14 protein-coding genes are annotated in these 18,732 nt (G+C 67.8%); 6 read left to right on the forward strand and 8 right to left on the reverse strand.

Features of this window, described 5'->3' with window-relative positions:
• Positions 1-56 precede the first annotated feature (56 nt).
• Positions 57-1,958 (reverse strand): ABC transporter ATP-binding protein, encoded by a 1,902-nt coding sequence (locus AC1U2B_RS10895; RefSeq protein ID WP_480216865.1) that lies wholly within the window; start codon positions 1,956-1,958, stop codon positions 57-59.
• A 20-nt stretch (positions 1,959-1,978) separates the two neighbouring features.
• Complete coding sequence (locus AC1U2B_RS10900; protein ID WP_480216808.1) at positions 1,979-3,712, reverse strand: ABC transporter ATP-binding protein; 1,734 nt, start codon at positions 3,710-3,712, stop codon at positions 1,979-1,981.
• Between the two features lie 147 nt (positions 3,713-3,859).
• On the opposite strand from AC1U2B_RS10900, the gene AC1U2B_RS10905 reads away from it, so the two are divergent.
• Positions 3,860-4,372 carry a DUF3558 domain-containing protein gene (locus tag AC1U2B_RS10905; RefSeq protein WP_043397147.1) on the forward strand — a complete coding sequence of 171 codons (513 nt, stop codon included), beginning with the start codon at positions 3,860-3,862 and terminating at the stop codon, positions 4,370-4,372.
• A complete protein-coding gene (locus AC1U2B_RS10910; RefSeq protein ID WP_043396906.1) occupies positions 4,369-4,908 on the forward strand; it encodes a DUF3558 domain-containing protein in 540 nt (179 codons plus the stop codon). Before AC1U2B_RS10905 ends, AC1U2B_RS10910 begins: the two co-directional genes overlap by 4 nt.
• Here the strand turns inward: AC1U2B_RS10910 and AC1U2B_RS10915 are convergent.
• Positions 4,905-5,405 (reverse strand): SixA phosphatase family protein, encoded by a 501-nt coding sequence (locus AC1U2B_RS10915; RefSeq protein WP_480216809.1) that lies wholly within the window; start codon positions 5,403-5,405, stop codon positions 4,905-4,907. The genes AC1U2B_RS10910 and AC1U2B_RS10915 overlap by 4 nt on opposite strands.
• A gap of 89 nt (positions 5,406-5,494) precedes the next feature.
• Here AC1U2B_RS10915 and AC1U2B_RS10920 point away from each other — a divergent pair, with 89 nt between their 5' ends.
• Genes AC1U2B_RS10920 through AC1U2B_RS10930 form a run of 3 tightly spaced genes read left to right on the forward strand, consistent with a single transcriptional unit; the run spans position 5,495 to position 10,804 of the window.
• Entirely contained in the window at positions 5,495-6,634 is a 1,140-nt protein-coding gene (locus AC1U2B_RS10920; RefSeq protein ID WP_480216866.1) for a metallophosphoesterase family protein, read from the forward strand.
• Positions 6,631-9,255 carry an AAA family ATPase gene (locus AC1U2B_RS10925; RefSeq protein WP_480216810.1) on the forward strand — a complete coding sequence of 875 codons (2,625 nt, stop codon included), beginning with the start codon at positions 6,631-6,633 and terminating at the stop codon, positions 9,253-9,255. Before AC1U2B_RS10920 ends, AC1U2B_RS10925 begins: the two co-directional genes overlap by 4 nt.
• A gap of 37 nt (positions 9,256-9,292) precedes the next feature.
• Positions 9,293-10,804 carry a GMC family oxidoreductase gene (locus AC1U2B_RS10930; protein ID WP_480216811.1) on the forward strand — a complete coding sequence of 504 codons (1,512 nt, stop codon included), beginning with the start codon at positions 9,293-9,295 and terminating at the stop codon, positions 10,802-10,804.
• Here the strand turns inward: AC1U2B_RS10930 and AC1U2B_RS10935 are convergent.
• Positions 10,795-11,997: an acyl-CoA dehydrogenase family protein gene (locus tag AC1U2B_RS10935; RefSeq protein WP_480216812.1), complete on the reverse strand. Its 1,203-nt coding sequence runs from the start codon at positions 11,995-11,997 to the stop codon at positions 10,795-10,797. The genes AC1U2B_RS10930 and AC1U2B_RS10935 overlap by 10 nt on opposite strands.
• Positions 11,998-12,075: 78 nt before the next feature.
• On the opposite strand from AC1U2B_RS10935, the gene AC1U2B_RS10940 reads away from it, so the two are divergent.
• Positions 12,076-13,332, forward strand: coding sequence for an alpha/beta hydrolase (locus AC1U2B_RS10940; RefSeq protein WP_480216813.1), 1,257 nt, complete (start codon positions 12,076-12,078; stop codon positions 13,330-13,332).
• On the opposite strand, the gene AC1U2B_RS10945 is transcribed toward AC1U2B_RS10940, so the two are convergent.
• The 4 genes from AC1U2B_RS10945 to AC1U2B_RS10960 are packed head-to-tail and all read right to left on the reverse strand — an operon-like array spanning position 13,319 to position 18,709.
• Positions 13,319-15,004 (reverse strand): oligopeptide ABC transporter substrate-binding protein OppA, encoded by a 1,686-nt coding sequence (locus tag AC1U2B_RS10945; protein ID WP_480216814.1) that lies wholly within the window; start codon positions 15,002-15,004, stop codon positions 13,319-13,321. The genes AC1U2B_RS10940 and AC1U2B_RS10945 overlap by 14 nt on opposite strands.
• Positions 15,004-16,839, reverse strand: coding sequence for an oligopeptide ABC transporter ATP-binding protein OppD (locus AC1U2B_RS10950; RefSeq protein ID WP_480216815.1), 1,836 nt, complete (start codon positions 16,837-16,839; stop codon positions 15,004-15,006). Before AC1U2B_RS10950 ends, AC1U2B_RS10945 begins: the two co-directional genes overlap by 1 nt.
• Positions 16,836-17,738 (reverse strand): oligopeptide ABC transporter permease OppC, encoded by a 903-nt coding sequence (locus AC1U2B_RS10955; protein ID WP_480216816.1) that lies wholly within the window; start codon positions 17,736-17,738, stop codon positions 16,836-16,838. The genes AC1U2B_RS10950 and AC1U2B_RS10955 overlap by 4 nt, the downstream gene beginning before the upstream one ends.
• Entirely contained in the window at positions 17,735-18,709 is a 975-nt protein-coding gene (locus AC1U2B_RS10960) for an oligopeptide ABC transporter permease OppB (RefSeq protein ID WP_480216817.1), read from the reverse strand. The genes AC1U2B_RS10955 and AC1U2B_RS10960 overlap by 4 nt, the downstream gene beginning before the upstream one ends.
• Positions 18,710-18,732 lie beyond the last annotated feature (23 nt).

Genomic DNA, 18,732 nt, shown 5'->3' on the forward strand with positions numbered 1-18,732 from the left:
AAAATTCTTACACCGCGTAGGAAAAAGCTACATCGTGTAGGGAATGGGGTCAAGACTCAGGCCTGCGTCATCCGCCAGTAGGCCCCACGCTGCTGGAGCAACTCGGCGTGCGATCCGCGTTCGACGATCCGCCCGGCCTGGACCACGAGGATCACGTCAGCATCGCGAATCGTGGAAAGCCGGTGCGCGATAATGAAACTCGTCCGGTTGCGGCGCAGCTCTGCGGTGGCCTGGGCGATCAGCAGCTCAGTGCGGCTGTCGACGGAACTGGTGGCCTCGTCGAGGATCAGCAGCTGAGGCTGCCGCAGCAGCGCGCGGGCGATGGTGATCAGCTGCTTCTCGCCGGCGCTGATGTTCACGCCGTTCTCGTTGAGCCGCGTCTGATAGCCGTTAGGCAGCGTGTGGACGAAATGGTCGACGCGAGCGGTGCGGGCGGCGTCGATGACCTCGGCCTCGGTGGCGTCCGGACGTCCGTAGGCGATGTTCTCGTAGATGGTGCCGCCGATCAGCCAGGTGTCCTGCAGCACCATGCCGATTCGCGACCGCAGCTCCGCGCGGCTCATCGTCGCGATATCGCGGCCGCCCACCAGAATTCGACCGGAATCGGGCTCATAGAACCGCATCAGCAGATTCACCAGCGTGGTCTTGCCGGCGCCGGTCGGCCCGACGATGGCCACCGTGGTGCCCGGTTCGACGACGAGTGACAAGTCCTCGATGACGGGAGTGCCAGGGCGGTAGGAGAAGTTGACGCGCTCGAACTCCACCCGGTCCGGTGCGTCCGACACCCGGCCCGCACCCGGACCCCCGGCCGCACCCGGACCTGGAGCCGCCCCCGCCGCCCCCGTGGTCTCTTCCTCCGCATCCAGGAACTCGAAAACCCGCTCCGCGCTGGCCATCCCGGACTGCATGGTGTTGTACATCGACGCGATCTGGGTCAGCGGCTGATTGAACTGCCGCACGTACTGGATGAAAGCCTGGATGCTGCCGAGGCTGATCTGCCCGGTCGCCACCTGGATGCCGCCGACCACGGCGACCCCGACGTAACTGATGTTGCCGATGAACGTCGTGATCGGGGAGACCAGCCCGGACAGTGACTGCGCACCGAAACTCGACTGGTACAGATCGTCATTCAGTTCGCGGAACTTCTCCTCGGCCAATGCCCGGTGCCCGAAGGTCTTGACCACGGTGAAGCCGCTGTAGGTCTCTTCGATGTGGGCGTTGAGCCGGCCCATGTTGCGCCACTGCGCCATGAAATGTTGCCGCGACCGTTTGGTGACGATCCGCGTCGCCAGCAAGGTGAACGGCACCGTCAGCACCGTGATCAACGCCAGCAGCGGCGAAATCCAGATCATCGCTGCCAGTACCGCCACCACCGTGAGCGCCGAGGTCAGCAGCTGACTGACGGTGATGGTCAGCGACGTCTGGACGTTGTCGATGTCGTTGGTGACGCGGCTGAGAATCTCGCCACGCGGACGGGAATCGAAGTAGGACAACGGCAGTCGGTGAATCTTGTCCTCGACGCGGGCGCGCAGCGCGAACATGGTGCGCTGCACGATGGTGTTGAGGAGTCGTGCCTCGACCCACACCATCACCGCCGAAACCAGATACAACAGCAGCGCAAGAGTCAGCACATGACCGATGGCACTGAAGTCGACGCCCTGCCCCGGAACGACATTGGAACCGGCAAGCAGATCGGCAAAAGTGTTGTCGCCGCGGGCCCGGGCCGCTGCCACCGCCTGCTCACGGCTCATCCCGGCCGGCAAGCCGCGCCCGAGCACGCCGTTGAACAACAGGTCGGTGGCATGGCCCAGAATGCGCGGCCCGATCACGCCGACGGCGATCCCCGCGATCCCCAACAGCATCACCACGGCAACCCGGCCACGTTGCGGCGCCAGCTGCTTCACCAGTCGCACTGCCGTGCCGCGGAAGTCCTCGGACCGCGAACCGGACGCCAGCATCGCGGCTGACGGCGGCCGGGTCACGCCACGCCTCCGGCCACGATCGCCTGTGAATCGGCGAACTCGCGGTACACCGGGCAGGACCCGATCAGCTCGGAATGCGTGCCGGCACCCACCACCTGGCCGTTGTCCAGCACGACGATCTGATCGGCGGCAGCGACCGTCGAAAGGCGTTGGGCAACAATGACCACCGTGGCTTCGGCAGCCACCGCGGACAGCGCGGCCCGCACCCGGGCGTCGGTGTGGACGTCCAACGCGGAGAACGCGTCGTCGAACAGATACACCGCCGGCCGCCGGATCACCGCTCGGGCGATGGCCAGGCGCTGGCGCTGTCCACCGGAGAAATTCGTGCCGCCCTGGGCGACGGGCATGCTGAGTCCCTCGGGATGATCCGCCACGAAGTCAGCCGACGCGACACCCAGCGCGGCCCACATCTCGTCCTCGGTGGCGTCGGCCTTGCCGAACCGCAGGTTGTCCGCGACGGTGCCGGAGAACATGTGCCCGCGCTGCGGTACCACGCCGATCATCGACCACAACTGTTCCGGGTCGTAGTCCCGCACGTCGACGCCGTCGACGGACACGGAACCTGAGGTGACGTCGTACATCCGGCACAGCAGTGCCATCAGCGTCGACTTGCCCGAGCCGGTGGACCCGACGATGGCCGTCACCGCGCCCGGCCGGGCAGTCAGCGAAACCCCGTGCAGCACAGGATCGTCGGCCCCGGGGTACCCGAAGGTGGCGGCCTCCACCCTGATTTCCCCGCGCCGAACCTCCGGCACGACAGGCGTATCGGGCGACACGATCGTCGGCTCGGTGGCGAGCACATCGGTGATCCGCTCGGCGCACACCGACGCGCGCGGCAGGATCACCAGCACGATGGTCACCATCAACACGGCCATCAGGATTTGCATGAAGTAGGACAGGAACGCGATCAGCGAGCCGACTTCCATCTGGCCATGGTCGATGCGGATACCGCCGAACCAGATCACCGCGACGCTGGACAGATTCACCACGAGGGTGGTCGCGGGCAGCATCAGGGCCTGCCAGCGGCCGACCGTCATGGTGGTGTCGGTCAGCGCGTTATTCGCGTCGGCGAACCGGTCGCGTTCGGCGTCTTCCCGCAAGAAGGCCCGAACCACACGGATACCGGTGAGCTGTTCGCGCAGCACCCGGTTGATGCCGTCGATCAACCGTTGCATGCGGCGGAACAGCGGCAGCAGCCGCGAGATGATGAGGTAGTTGCACACCGCCATCACCGGCACGCTGACCAGCAGCAGCCAGGACAGGCCGGCGTTCTGGTGCACGGCCATCGCGATGCCGCCGATGCTCATGATCGGCGCGGTGATCAGCATGGTGCAGGTCATCTGCACCAGGACCTGGATCTGCTGGACGTCGTTGGTGGTGCGGGTCATCAGCGTGGGCGCCCCGAACCGCACGGCTTCGGCATTGGACCAACCGAGCACCTGGCGGAACACCGTCCAGCGCAGGTCGCGACCGAAACCCATGCCGGCGCGGGAGCCGAAATAGACCGCGCCGATCGCGCACAGCACCTGCAGCGCGCTGACGCCGAGCATGATCGCGCCGAGCCGCCCGATGACGGCCGTGTCGCCGCGTGCGACGCCGTGGTCGATGATCCGGGCGTTCAGCGTCGGCAGATACAGCGAAGCCAGCGTGCTGATCAGTTGCAGCGTCGCCACCACCGTCAGCTGCCGCCGATACGGCCTCGTGTACTGCCGCAGCAGTGCCCAGAGCATGCGGTTACTGTGGCACACCCGAGAATGCTTGCAGAAAGACCAGGTCAGTCGGCATGTCGGTGGTTGACCTCAGAACCTGCCGCTACAGTGCATGGCGTGACCCGCAGACAGGTGAAGACCGCCGCCGCGACCGTGCTTGCCGCGGCGATGATTCCGGCGATGTCCGCCTGCTCGGACGATGGCAACGGCGGCGGCGCTGTCGCGGGCGGCCAGTCGGGCCCGTCCGCATCCGGTCCGGCCAAGCACGGCCCGATGTTCCCGGTGTGCGGCGGCGTCAGTGATCAGACCGTCGGCCAGCTGACCCAGGTCGCCGGCCTCGTCAACACCGCGAAGAACTCCGTCGGGTGCCAGTGGCTGGTCAACGGCGGCATCCTTGGTCCGCACTTCTCGTTCACCTGGTACCGGGGCAGCCCAATCGGCCGCGAGCGCAAGACCGAGGAACGGACGCGTGCGGACGTCAACGACATCAACATCCAAGGCCACTCAGGTTTCGTCGCACTCGGGGAGGACCCGATGATCGGCAAGAGCCTGTGCGAGGTCGGCATCCAGTTCGATGACGACTTCATCGAATGGTCCATCAGCTTCTCCCAGAAGCCGTTCCCCGACCCGTGCGATATCGCGAAGGAACTGGCCCGGCAATCGATTGCGAACGCGAAATGACACAGCGGAAACTGGCTGGAGCGGTCGTCGTGATGTCGGCGTTGGCGCTGGTGGGCTGCGCGCGGTCGGTCGAGGGCACCGCGCTGAAGGAAGGCGCAGGCGGCGGTAGCGAGCACTCGGCGGATTCGTACCCCAACCTGCTCAAAGAATGCGACGTGCTGACCAATGACGTGCTGGCCAAGACGGTCGGCGCGGACCCGCTGGACATCCAGAGCACCTTCGTCGGCGCGGTGTGCCGGTGGCAGGCGCTGAACCAGACGGCGGGCCTCATCGACATCACCCGGTTCTGGTACGAGCAGGGCAGCCTCGACGAGGAAACCAAGGTCGCCCAGCACCTGAACTACAAGTACGAGAACAAGTCGATCGCCGGCGTGAAGTCGATCATCATGCACCCGAACGACCCCAACGGTTCGTGCGGTGTGGCCAGCGACGCCGCCGGTGTCGTGGGCTGGTGGGTCAACCCGCAGGGGCCGGGCGCGGACACCTGCGGCATGGCCACCAAGCTGATGGAGCTGACACTCGCCACCAACTCCTAACGGGGGACGTGGAACTGCGCCAGCGTGGCGCTGCGCAGTTCCAGCTGCGACCACGGCCGGTCGGTGTGCAGGACCGCGATCGCTGACGTCGGGTACTTCATCGCGATCTGGCCGGCGGCATCGCGATCGCTGGTGTCGGGCGACGCCAAACTCAGCGCCAGCGATGACATGACCGGTTCGTGGCCGATCACCAGCACGGTGTTCGCCGCCTCCGGCGCGCCGTTGATGACGTCGATGGCGATGCCTGCCGTGGCGTCGTAGAGGCGTTCGACGTACGTCACGGGCGCGGTGATGCCGGTGCGGGCCAGGGTCTGGCGGGTTCGGGTGGCCGTCGAGCACAGGACGGCGTCGACGGACGGCAGGTGTTCCCGAATCCAGTCACCGGCCAGCGCGGCTTCGCGAATGCCGCGCTTGGCCAGGGGCCGCTCATGGTCGGCGACCCCGTCGGGGTAATCGGATTTCGCGTGCCGCAGCAGGATCAGGGTTCGGGTGGCCACCCGCCCACCGTAGATCCCCAGAGTTGTCGGTGCCCGGATTTACACTCGCCGCAGGAGATTTCGAACAGCGCAAGAAAGGGGACGCCGAGATGCGTTTCGTGCACACCGCCGACTGGCAGCTCGGCATGACCCGGCGGTTCCTCAACAGCGAGGCCCAGCCGCGTTACTCGGCCGCACGCCGTGACGCGGTGGCGCGCCTCGGTGCGCTGTGCACCGAGGTCGGCGCGGAGTTCGTTGTCGTGGCGGGGGACGTCTTCGAGCACAACCAGCTCGACCCGCGCGAGGTCAGCCTGTCGCTGGAGGCGATGCGGGCCATCAAGATCCCGGTATTCCTGTTGCCCGGCAACCACGATCCGCTGGATCCGGCGTCGGTGTACACCAGCACGTTGTTCCTGGCCGAATGCCCACCGAACGTCACAGTGCTCGACGGCGTGCACGAGCTGCGCCCCGGTGTGCAGATCATCGGTGCGCCGTGGCGCTCCAAGGCGCCCACCACGGACCTGACGGGCGACGCGGTGGCCGATCTTCCGGCCGACGGCGTCACCCGAATTGTGGTGGGCCACGGCGGGGTTGACGTGCTGGACCCTGATCCCACCAAACCGTCGCTGATCCGGCTGGACGCAGTGGAAGCTGCGGTGCAACGCGGCGCTGTGCACTATGTGGCGCTGGGGGACAAGCACTCCCGCACTGAAGTGGGCAGCACCGGCCGAGTTTGGTACTCCGGCGCACCGGAAGTCACGAATTACGATGACATCGAAGCGGATTCGGGTCACGTCCTGGTGGTCGACGTCGATGAAGCGGATCAGACGGTGAAGGTCGACGCCCGACGGGTGGGCCAGTGGCGGTTCGTCACGCTGCACCGTTGTGTTGACACCGACCGCGACATCGCCGATCTGGATCTGAACCTCGATGGGCTGCCGAACAAGGAACGCACCGTGGTTCAGCTGGGGCTGACCGGATCACTGACCATCACCCATAAGGCCAAGCTCGACGCGTGCCTGGATCGCTACGCGCGCCTGTTCGCCGCGCTGACCATGTGGGAGCGGCACACCGATCTCGTCGTGGTCCCGGCGGACGGCGAATTCTCGGACCTGGGCATCGGCGGATTCGCCGCGGCGGCGGTCGACGAACTGGTCGGCACCGCAAGTGCGTCTGGCGACGGCGCCGACGACGCCCGCGCGGCTCTCGCGCTGCTGCTGCGACTGGTCGATCGGGGGACAGCGGCGTGAAGCTGCACCGCCTGGTCCTGACCAATTACCGCGGAATCACCCACCGCGAGATCGACTTTCCCGATCGCGGCGTGGTGGTGGTGGCGGGCGCCAACGAGATCGGCAAGTCCTCCATGATCGAGGCGCTCGATCTGCTGTTGGATGCCAAGGATCGCTCGACCAAGAAAGAGGTCAAGCAGGTCAAGCCCACCCACGCCGATGTGGGTGCCGAGGTGACGGCTGAAATCTCCACCGGCCCTTACCGGTTCGAGTACTACAAGCGCTTCCACAAGAAGGCCGAGACCCGGCTGACCATCCTCGCGCCGCGCCGCGAGCAGCTCACCGGCGACGAGGCGCATGACCGGGTGCGGGCCATGCTCGACGAGACCGTTGACACCGAACTCTGGCGGGCCCAACGCATCCTGCAGTCGGCCGCCATGGTGCCGGTCGATCTGGCCGGATGCGACGCGCTGGCCCGCGCACTCGATGTCGCGGCGGGTCAGGCCGGTGCGCTCGAGGGGGCGCTGTCGGGCAATGAGCCGCTACTGGTCGACAGGATCGACGCCGAATTCTTGAAGTACTTCACCCAAACCGGTCGCGCCACCGGCGTCTGGGCCGAGGCCGTCAAAGGTCTGAAGGCCGCGCAGGCCGAGGTGACCATGCGTACCGCTGCGGTGGCCGAGGTCGACGACGCGGTCCGGCGGCACGGCGAGCTGACCGCGGAATTGGCCACGGCCGCTGAGCAATTGACAGCGGCTGAGGTGCGCCTGGCCGCGGCCCGTGAGGCGGCCGGAGCGGTGGCGCGAATCCGCGACGACCTGACGCAGGCACGGGTACAGACGCAGGCTGCGGTGGCCTCGGCGACGGCAGCGCGCAGCGCACTGGACGAGCGGCAGCGGCTGCACGCCGACGTCGCACAGCGGACCGCCGGCATCGGTGAGCTGACCGCCGCGGCCGAGCAGGCCGGACAGCAGCAGGCTGCTGCGGTGCAGCTCCAGCAGGCCGCCGACAACGCCGTGGCCGTGGCACGTTCTGTGGTGGACGCCGGCCGCGCACGGGTGGACGCGGCGCGGCAGGTGGTGGACCAGCTCTCGCAGCGTGCCGAAGCCGCCCGGTTGGCCGGACAGCTGGAGCGGGTGCAGACTGCGGCGGCCGAACTGGCGGTGGTCGCCGAGCAGCTGGCCAAGATCACGCTGACCGGCGCCGCCATGCGCGCCATCGAGACCGCCGCCGCAGCAGTGGACCGCGCCGCCGCCGCGGCGGAACTCGCCTCGGCGCGAATCGAATTGGTCGCGCAGGGCGACGTTGAGCTGCGGGTCGGCGATCAGGACGTGACGCTGTCCGCCGGGTCGGAGTGGGCCACCAGCGCGGGCAGCCGGACCGATGTCGAGCTCCCCGGTCTGCTGACGGTGCGGGTGCTGCCCGGCACCCCGGCCGCGGACACCAGCGCAGTTCTCGGCGCCGCACGTGATGCGCTGGCGGCCGCACTCCAGCCGCACGGGGTAGCCGACGTGGAGGCCGCGCGTGCGCTGGACACCCGGCGACGCGAACTCGAAGCCGAGCGTGATCGGCTGACCGTCACCCGGCAGACCCTGCTCGGCGCCGATACGGTCGAGGCGCTGGCGGCTCGGCTGGCGGGGCTGCGGGAGCAGCTCGGCGACACCGAGCCCATCGATGTCGGCGCTGCCCGGGCCGAGCTGGAGGCCGCCGACGCCGAACAGCGGCGTGCGGCAACCGATTACGAGCAGTGCCGCGACACGGCCACCGCTGCGGCGGCCGCGGTGGCTGCCGCGCTGACTGCGGCCACGGTCGCGCGCGAGAAGGTGACGGCGGCGACGACGGCGCTCACCGAGGCGACCGCGCGACTGACCCGGCAGAGCGAACTCGAAGACGACGCCGCGTTGACCCAGCGCGTCGCCACGCTGGGGGAGCAGGCTGCCGCCGCCACCGCACGCGAGCAGGAACTCGCGGCGGCGCTGGCTGCCACCACCCCCGACGTCGTCGACGCGGAACTGGCTGCGGCCACCGCGGATTCGACCCGCATCGGTGCCCGGCGCCGCGAACTCGATGACCAGTTGCGTGATGTGGCAGCGCAATTGAAGGTGTACGGGACTCAGGGCCGGCAGAGCCAGCTGGATGTCGCCGAGGTCGCACTGCGGCACGCGGAGTCCGAGCATGCCGCGGTGGGCCGGCGCGCCCGAGCGGCTGAACTGCTGCGCACGGTGATGGGCCGGCACCGCGAGCAGGCCCGCCAGCGGTACGTGGCACCGTTCCGCACCGAGGTGGAACGGTTGGGGCGCATCGTGTTCGGGGACAGCTTCGCCGTCGAGGTCGACAGTGACCTGCGGATTTGCAGTCGCACCGTCGCGGGCACCACCGTGCCGTACGAAAGCCTGTCCGGTGGAGCCAAGGAACAGCTGGGGATCGTGGCCCGGCTGGCCGGAGCGGCGTTGGTGGCCAAGGAGGACACCGTCCCGGTGATCATCGACGACGCACTGGGTTTCACCGATGCCGGCCGATTGGCCCGGATGGGCGAGGTGTTCGACGCGGTCGGCGGCGACGGCCAGGTGATCGTGTTGACCTGCAGCCCTGAGCGTTATGCAAGCGTCGGCGACGCGACGCGAATCGAGCTCACCGCTTAACCCCCGAGACCCGGTCGGTTCGTGACAGACTTCGGCGGTGATCGCTGATTTCGTCGTCGTGGGAACCGGTTCTGCCGGTGCGGTGCTGGCTGATCGTCTGAGCGCCGACGGCGCCTCGCAGGTGGTGGTCCTGGAGGCCGGGGCCCCCGACAAGAACCAGTTCATCCACATCCCGGCGGCTTTCGCGAAGCTGTTCCGCGGCGAATTCGATTGGGATTACTCGACCGAACCGCAACCGGAGCTCGCCGACCGCCGCATCTACTGGCCGCGCGGCAAGACCCTTGGCGGTTCGTCGTCGATGAACGCCATGATGTGGGTCCGCGGCATGCCCGCCGATTACGACGAGTGGGGTGAGCTCGCCGGCGAGGAGTGGTCCTACGCGGCCGTCGAGAAGTACTTCGACCGGATCGAGGCCGGGCCGCTGGTGCTCAGCCCGCAGCGCAGCCCGCGCAGCATCACCGCCGCGTGGCTGGAGGCCGCCAAGCAGGCCGGCCACGAGGGATTCGTCGAGACCCGGGTCTGCCAGCGCCGAGGCGCCCGGTGGAGCACTGCTGACGCCTACCTGCGTCCGGCCCTGAAGCGGTCCAACCTGCATCTGCGCACGGGCGCCACCGCAACCCGGGTGCTGTTCGAGGACGGCCGGGCCGTCGGCGTCGAGTACGAGGCGGAGGGCCGTCGCCAGACCGTCCGGGCGCGCCGCGAGGTGATCCTGTGCGGCGGTGCCATCAACAGCCCGCAGCTGCTGATGCTGTCCGGGATCGGTCCGCGCGAGCACCTGGCCGAGCACGGCATCGACATCGTCCACGACGCACCCGGCGTCGGCTCGAACCTGTTGGACCATCTCGTTGCACTGCTCGGCTTCGATGCCAACTGCCAGACGCTGACCGGCGCGGAAAAGCCGGTGCAACTGCTCAACTACCTGACCCGCCGCCGCGGCATGCTGACCTCGAATGTCGGTGAGGCGTATGGCTTTGTCCGCAGCGATCCGGATCTCGCCGAGCCCGACATCGAGCTGATCTTCGCCCCGGCGCCGTTCTACGACGAGGGCCTCGGCGAGCCGTACCCGCGCGACGCGGTGGCGATGGGTCCCATCCTGGTGAAGCCCAAGAGCACCGGCACCATCCGCCTCGCGTCGTCCGATCCGTTGGCCAAGCCGATCATCGACCCGCGCTACCTGTCCGATCCCGAGGGCGCCGACCGCAAGGCGATGCTGGCGGGCTTTCGGATGCTGGCGGACATCGCGCAGGCGCCCGCGCTACAGCGACTGCTGGGCGACATCGCCCGGCCGGTAGGCGCGCGCGCTCTCGACGACAGGACGCTGGAGCTGGCACTGACCACCACGTCGCACACGCTGTATCACCCGACCACCACGTGCCGGATGGGCAGCGACGAGGCCAGCGTGGTCGACCCGCAGCTCCGCGTACGCGGTGTCGAGGGGCTGCGGGTCGCCGACGCCTCGGTGATGCCGACGATCATCCGAGGCCACACTCACGCGCCGAGCGTGCTGATCGGTGAGAAGGCCGCCGACCTCATCACCGGTCAGAAGTAGGCGTTCGCCGGAATCGCGGTGCCGTGCAGCAGGTTCTGTCCGACAACGCGCGCCTTGTAGCCGACGGGGTTGTGCAACGTGATGGTGCGGATGTTGCGCCAGTGCCGGTCGAGGTTGCGTTGCCGGCTGGCCGCGCTGGCTCCGCCGAGCTCCAGCAGCTTGGTGGCGGCGCGCGGCGCGATGTCATCCAGGTGCACCTTCACCTTGGCTGCCTGCAGTTGGGCCTCGACGACCAGTTCTGCGTCGGGCACGCCGTCCGGGCCGGTCGAGTCGATGGCCGCGCCGATCGCCGCCGCCGCATCGAGCACCGCGGCCCGGGCAATGTAGGCGGAGCTGGACAGTTCGCCGAGCTGGCGCTGCAACAGCGGGTCATCGGTCGGCGACGCCGCGGAGGCATGGCTGAAACTGCGCTCGCGGGACCGCAGCAGCGCAATCCCGTCATCGACGATGTTCTCCAAGATTCCGGCCACGACCGCGTGGATGTACAGCTGAAGCAGGGTGTACTGCACCGATGGCACGGGCTCGGCGCCATACGGCGTGTCCGAGAGCACCTCTTCGGGTAGCACCGTCACGGTCTGGAATCGCGTGGTGCCGGTGCCGGTGCGGCGCTGCCCGAAACCGTCCCAGTCGTCGACGATCTCCACACCCGCTCGATTGGCCGGGACGATGACGATCGCCACCGAGTCGTGATCGGTGGTCGCTGTCACGGTCAGGTAGTCCGAGAACAGGGTTCCGGTGCTGTAGAACTTCTCGCCGGTCAAGGTGAATCCGCCGTCGCGGGCGGGGGTCAAGCGTGTGTTGAACACCAGGCTGCCGACCGCGTTGGAGCCTTTCTCGCTGAAAGCGTTGCCGAATATCTTGCCTTCGGCGACCTTGTCCAGCCAGGCCCGCGAACCCGGCTGGTCCAGGGTGCGCAGCCGCTCCTCGACGAACCAGAAGTGGGTGCGGAAGATGTGGGCCACCACCGGATCGGCGCGTGCCACGTCGATCACGGCGGAAAATAGTTGCGGCACAGTGAGTCCGGATCCGCCTAGTTCGGCAGGCAGCCGCAGGGTGCCGAATCCGGCTCGCTTCAGTGCGACCACCTGGTCAAAGGGATTCACGTCTTCCAGGTCACGGTCTTTTGCGCCTGCGCCGATATCGGCCAGCAGGTCGGCCCAGGCGGTGGTGCGGGGGTCGTCGAGGATCGTCATATCCCAGTTCTACGTACCAGCACAGTCACAGGCACTGCTTACGCTCGCGCCGAACCTAAGGCGGCACAATGGGTGCTGATGACCATGAACGCCAAACGCCGCCGCGCGCACGACAAGCTCGCTGCGCTGCCCGGGGTGCGGTCGGTGCGGCGACCGGTCCGGTCAAGTGGTGCAGAGGAATTCGATCTGTTCTATGTGCGGACCGGGCCGCCGGCTGAGCATCCGCTGGTGATCATTCCGGGCGGGCCGGGTGCGGCGTCGATCGGGCATTACCGGAACCTGCGCCGCCGGGCGACGGCTGCCGGTCTGGACGTCATCATGGTCGAGCACCGTGGCATCGGGATGTCCCGGCACGACGACGCCGGCGCTGACCTGCCCGCGGAGGCGCTGACCATCGAGGCCGCGGTCGACGACATCGCGGCGGTTCTGGACGACGCCGGCGTCGAGTCGGCAGTGGTGTACGGCACGTCGTACGGCAGCTACCTGGCGGCGGGCGTCGGCGTGCGTCACCCCGATCACGTGCACGCGATGGTGCTCGACTCACCACTGCTCTGCGCCGATGACATCGATGCGGTGCGCGACGCGACCCGGGCCGTGTTGTGGGACGGCACCGCCCCGTCGACCGAGGGCCTGGCGAACCGGGTGCGTGGCCTGGCCGCGGACGGGCAACTGACGCCCTGGGTGGTGCAACTGGCGACCGGGCTGTACGGCCTGGTCGGTCCCGACGTATTGGAGCAGCAGCTCGAATTGCTACTCACCGGCCGGGGCCTGCTGTGGCATGCCATCGGGCACAGCACGAAGCTGCTGTTCGAGAGCAAGACGCCATACCGGCATGAACCCGATCTGGTCGAGCACATCGGCTACCAGGAGCTCAACTACGCCCCCGAGCCCGACGGTCTGCCGATCGACCCGGCGCTGGCGTATCGCGAATCCGCCACCGGCGACCCGGAATTCGTCGCCGAACCGTTCGACCTGGTGGCCGCGATGCCGGCATTCGACTGGCCTGCCGTGGTGATCTCCGGTGGCCGGGATCTGATCACGCCACCGGCCGTGGCGCAGCGGGTCGCCGCGCTGATCCCGGGCGCCGTACTGCTGGAACTGCCCAGTGCGGGCCACAGCGTGCTCGACATGCGGGAGGGCTCGGCACTGACCATCGCCGGCGCGGTGTGCGCCGGTGACTATGCCGGATTGCCCGACCGGGCAACGGAATTGGACAACGCGCCGCTGGATTTCCCGGTGCGCCTGATGATTCGGGGCATCACGACGGCCGCGGCCGCCGAGTCGTTGGTACCGGCCGGGCTGCCCCGGGCCATCCGGCAGCTCAGGACTTGGTGAATCCGATCGTCATGTAGTTCAAGTCGCCCAGGCCCGCTGGCCCGAAGTTGGCCAAAGTGTTTCGGACCGCGACATTTCCGGGGGACTGGGCGAGCGGCAGGCTGAACGTCTCGGCCCACAGCATCCGGTCCAGCTGATTGGCCAGCGCCTGCGCCTTGGCCGGCTCCAATTCGTCGAGGGTCTGTTCGATCTTGGCGTCGATCTCGGGTGTGCCGACCTTGCCGAAGTTGCTCTCGCCGTCGGAGGCATAGATCTGGGTCAGACCGCTCAAGGGGAAGGCGTCGCCCTGCCAGGCGAAGGCGGCGATGTCGAAGTTGCCGGGAATGATGTACTGGCTGAACAGGTCTGCGCCCGAGGACACCACCAAATCGAGCCGGACGCCGATGTCGGCGAGCGTCTTCTGGGCGATCTGCCCGATCTGCCGGCCCCCGGAGGCGTCATAGAAGACGAGCCGCACGGTCAACGGCCGGCCGTCTTTCTCTCGTACCGAGCGGCCTGCCGGCAGCTTCCAGCCCAACGAGTCGAGCTCGCTCCGTGCCGCCACCGGGTCGAAAGGTGTCCCGCCGCTGTTGTTCTGGTAGCCCGCTTGGCCTGCGACGTAGATGTGGTTGTTCAGCGGTACCGGGTTGTCGACCAGGCCGTGCTGAAGGACGGTGACGATGGTCTTGCGGTCGATGCCCATCGCAATCGCGTGACGCAGCGCCGGGTCGTGCAGGATCGAACCGGGCGCGCCATTGAAGGTCAGGTGCGACCAGGTGGGGCCCGGCGCGGTGCGGATGTCGACACCTTTGGTGCGCCGGGCGCGCACCATGTCGTCGAGTGACCCCAGCCCGGTGGCATCGATGGCGTTGTTCTGCAGCGCCGGGATGCGTGCCGAATCGTCGAGCACGAGGAACGTGATGCTGTCCAGCAGCGGCCGGGCGCCCCACCATCGGGGGTTGCGGGTCAACGTGATTCGCTGCGCACCGCGGTCGACGTTCGAGATGACGAACGGACCCGCCGACGGCCCCGGCTTGGTCAGCTGCCCCTTGTTGAACACCTCGGGATCGGTCGTGGACACCTTCGGCAGCAGCATGCCGTTGCCCGCGAACATGCCGCGCCAGTCGGCGTAGGGCCGGGTGAACGTCATGACCGCCTGCCGGTCGTCCACACCGCGGGTCACCGAGGCCACCCGCTCACTGCCGTTGGGGCTGGCGATCTGGAACCTCGGGTCCTTGCCCGTCGTCGCGGTGACCTGGGCGGCGATGTCTTCCCAGGTGAGTGGGGTGCCGTCGCTCCACACCGCCTTGGGGTTGATGGTGTAGGTGACCACCTGCGGGTTGGTGCTGGTCAGCTGGATGTCGGTGAAGTAGTTGTGGTTGACGGTTGTCGAACCGTCGGGGCCGACGATGAAGGCCCGCGGCAGGGTCGGCCTGAGGATCGAGGCGGTGTCAACGGTGTTGCCGTCGATGTTCAGCGTGTTGAAGTTGTCCGGAAACGCGGTGAGCGCCAAGCGCAGATTCCCGCCGTCCATCAAGGTTGCGGGGTCTCGCGGGTTGAGGTCGTTGGCCGCACCGAGTTTCGGTGCGCCGGCACTGGATCCGCTGTATTCACTCGAGCAGCCGCCCAGTACGGCGACCAGCGCGACGATGGACACCAGCACGACGAGCAACCGACTGCGACGGGAACCCATCACTCTCCTCCCGGTTGCGGCACGGCATTGAGCAACCGCTGGGTGTAGGGATCCTGCGGGTCACCGAAAACCTGTGCGGCGTCACCCTGTTCGACGACAGCGCCCTTGTACATCACGGCCACGGTGTGAGCCAGATGTCGGACCACCGAAAGATCATGCGAGACAAACAGATACGACAGGTCGAAGCGCTGCTGCAGGTCGAGCAGCAGGTTGATGATGCCTGCCTGGATCGACACGTCGAGCGCCGACACCGGTTCGTCGAGCGCCAGAATCTTGGGCTGACGGGCCAGCGCCCGGGCGATGCCGATGCGTTGTTTCTGGCCCCCGGAGAACTCGGCGGGATAGCGAGCAGCGTCCTCGTGCCGGAGGCCGACGATGCCGAGTAGTTCGGTGACGCGGTCCTCGATGCGGTTCTTGTCGAAGCCGCCGACCCGCAACGGTTCGGCCAAGACGTCAAATACCGGCAGCCGTGGGTCCAGCGCCGCAACCGGGTCCTGGAACACCACCTGCAGGTCGCCGCGCAGCTCCCGCCGCGTGTCGCGGTTCAGGCCGGCCACGTCATGGCCGAGTACCGTGATCGAACCCGATTGCGGCGCGGTCAGATTCAGAATCTGATGCAGCGTCGTGGTCTTGCCGGAGCCAGATTCGCCGACGATGCCCAGGGTGCGGCCCTGCTGCAGCTGCAGGCTGACACCGTCGACGGCACGCAGCTCGCCGGTCTTGCGCCGCAACATCCCGCCACTGAGCTTGAAGGTCTTGACCAGGTCGCTGACCGCGAGCACCACCGGCCGGTCGGCGTCGTCCTCGGCAACGACCTCGGGTTCGGTTGCCACCCCGTAGATTTCGGCTGCAGTGCGGCCCGTCACCTGGTCGGTGTGGATGCACGCGGCAGCGTGTCCGGGGGCGATGTCGAGCAACGCAGGCTCGGCCGCCCGGCAGTCGTCGTCGGCGAGCGGGCACCGGGGCGCGAAGGGGCAACCCGGTCGCAGCCCCGCCATCGACGGCGGTGCGCCGGGGATCGGCACCAGCCGCGAGCCCTGCTGTGCGTCGAGCCGCGGCACCGATCCCAGTAGACCGACGGTGTACGGCATCACCCGGTCGCGGTACAGGTTCGACACCGGCGCCTTCTCCACCGCCCGGCCGGCGTACATCACCATGGCGCGGTCGGCGAATTCGGCGACCACACCCAGATCGTGCGTGATCATCAGCACCCCGGCACCGGTGACGTCGCGGGCGGTGCGCAGCACGTCGAGAATCTGCGCCTGCACGGTGACGTCGAGGGCCGTGGTGGGTTCGTCGCAGATGATGAGGTCGGGGTCGTTGGCGATCGCGGTGGCGATGACGACGCGCTGCCGCTCGCCACCCGACAGCTCGTGCGGGAACGCCCGAGCGCGGGCCGCGGGCTGCTTGATGCCGACCAGCTCCAGCAACTCGATCGCCCGCTTGCGTGCGGTCCGCCGGTCCACCGAACGGTCATGCACGCGAAGGGCTTCGGCGATCTGGTCGCCGACGGTGTAGACCGGGGTGAGTGCCGACATGGGATCCTGGAACACCGTGCCGATCACGCGACCGCGCACCTCGGACATGGCGTCGTCGTCGAGTCCGACGAGCTGCTTGCCCTGCAGTTTCACCGAACCCGTCACCTGGGCGTGTTCGGGTAGCAGCCCCACCACCGCCATGGCCGTCGCCGATTTACCGGCACCGGACTCGCCGACCAGTGCCAGCACCTCGCCCGGGGCGATGTGAAAGTTCATGCCTCGCACCGCCGAGACGTCCTCGTCGGCGGTCTGGAAGTTGACGGTGAGGTCGCGGACCTCGAGCAATGGTGCGCTCATCGCTTCACCACCCGTCGCCGCGGCCGTGCCGAGGGATCGAGCGCGTCACGCAAGCCGTCGCCGATCAGGTTGGCGCACAGCACGATCAGGACCAGCACCCCGGCCGGGAACAGGAACACCCAGGGGAATGTGGTGACCGACGGGGTGCCGTCGGCGATCAACGTGCCCAGCGACACGTCGGGTGGCTGCACACCGAAACCCAGGTAACTCAAACCGGTTTCGGCCAGGATCGCCACACCGACGTTGAGGGTGGTGTCGATGATCAGGATGGACGCCACGTTCGGCACGATGTGCCGGGCGATGATCCGAGCATTGCTGACACCCATATACCGTGCGGCCGTGACGAACTCGCGTTCGCGCAGGCTCATGGTCAGACCGCGCACCATGCGCGAGCTGATCATCCACGAGAACGCCGCCAGCAGGATCACCAGCCACAGCACGGTGCTCTCGTGCCGGATGCGGGGCGTCACGACCGCGATCAGGATGAAGCCGGGGATCACCAGCAGCAGGTCGACGATCCACATCAGCACCCGGTCTCGCCAGCCACCGAAGTAGCCCGCGACCGAGCCCACCGTAGCGGCGATGACCGTCGAGATCACCGCCACGCAGACACCGATCAGCATCGACTTCTGCATTCCCCGCAGCGTCTGCGCCAGGATGTCCTGCCCGAGGGCGTTGGTGCCGAACAGGTGCCGGCCGTCCGGCGGTTGCAGCAGGGCGTTGAAGTCCATGTCGGTGTACGCGTAGGGGAGCAGCGGCGGCAGCGCGTAGCAGCCGACGAACAGCGCCACCAGCAGCACGAGCGAGACAACCGCGGGACGGTTGCGGACGAACCGCCGCGCGACCAGAGTGCGCCGGGAGGCGAATCGGGCGCGGGGAATTCCGAACTGGACGCTCATGAGACTCGCACCCGGGGGTCGAGGGCGGCGTAGACGACGTCGGACAGCAGCCCGCCGATCAGGATCGTCGTCCCGGAGAACAAGGTGAACGCGGCGACGATGTTGGCGTCCTGGCCGTTGATGCCCTGCACCATCCATTCGCCCATGCCATGCCAACCGAAGATCTTCTCGACGAACACCGCGCCGGTGACCAGGCCCGCGACCCCGTAGGCGAACAGCGTGGCCATCGGGATCAACGCGGTGCGCAGGCCGTGTTTGAAGAGCGCCTGGCGCCGGGTCAGGCCCTTGGCGCGGGCGGTCCGGATGAAATCCTGCCCGAGCACGTCGAGCATCGCGTTGCGCTGGTAGCGGCTGTACCCGGCGATGGCGCCGAGCGCGAGGGTGGTGGTCGGCAGCACCAGATGCTGCAGCCGGTCGACGAACCCGTGCCAGCCGCCCGCCGCGTAGGGCGACGTTTCGCCGGTGTACTGGAACAGTTGGAAGCCCAATACCTCGTTGACGCCGAGTGCGCCCAGAATCAGCAGGTTGGCGATGACGAACGTCGGCGCACTGAGAATCAGCAGTGCCAGCACGGTGACGGTCCGATCGGAGAGGCGGTACTGCCGGATGGCGCCCCACGCCCCGATGATCACGCCGATGATGGACCCGAGGATCGACCCGATGGCCACCAGCCGCAGGCTGGTCCACACCCGTCGTCCCAGCTCTTCGGAAACCGGTTGCCCGGTAACGGTTTTTCCGAAGTCCCCGTGTACCGCGCCGGATACCCAGTTGGCGTAGCGCGGCAAGAGCGACTTGTCGAGGCCGAGGTCGTGTGCCTTGGCGTCGATGACCGATTGCGGCGGGCGGGGGTTTCGCTGCAGCAGGTTGTCCAGCGGGTGGAAGGTCACCGACGTCAGCGCGAAGGTGAGGAACGTCGCCAGCGTCAACAGGATCGCGTAGTTGAACAATCGGCGGATCAGGAACCGCGTCATGGGCCGCTCGCTGGAAACCGCAT

The organism is Mycolicibacterium sp. P4_G11 (assembly GCF_056555145.1).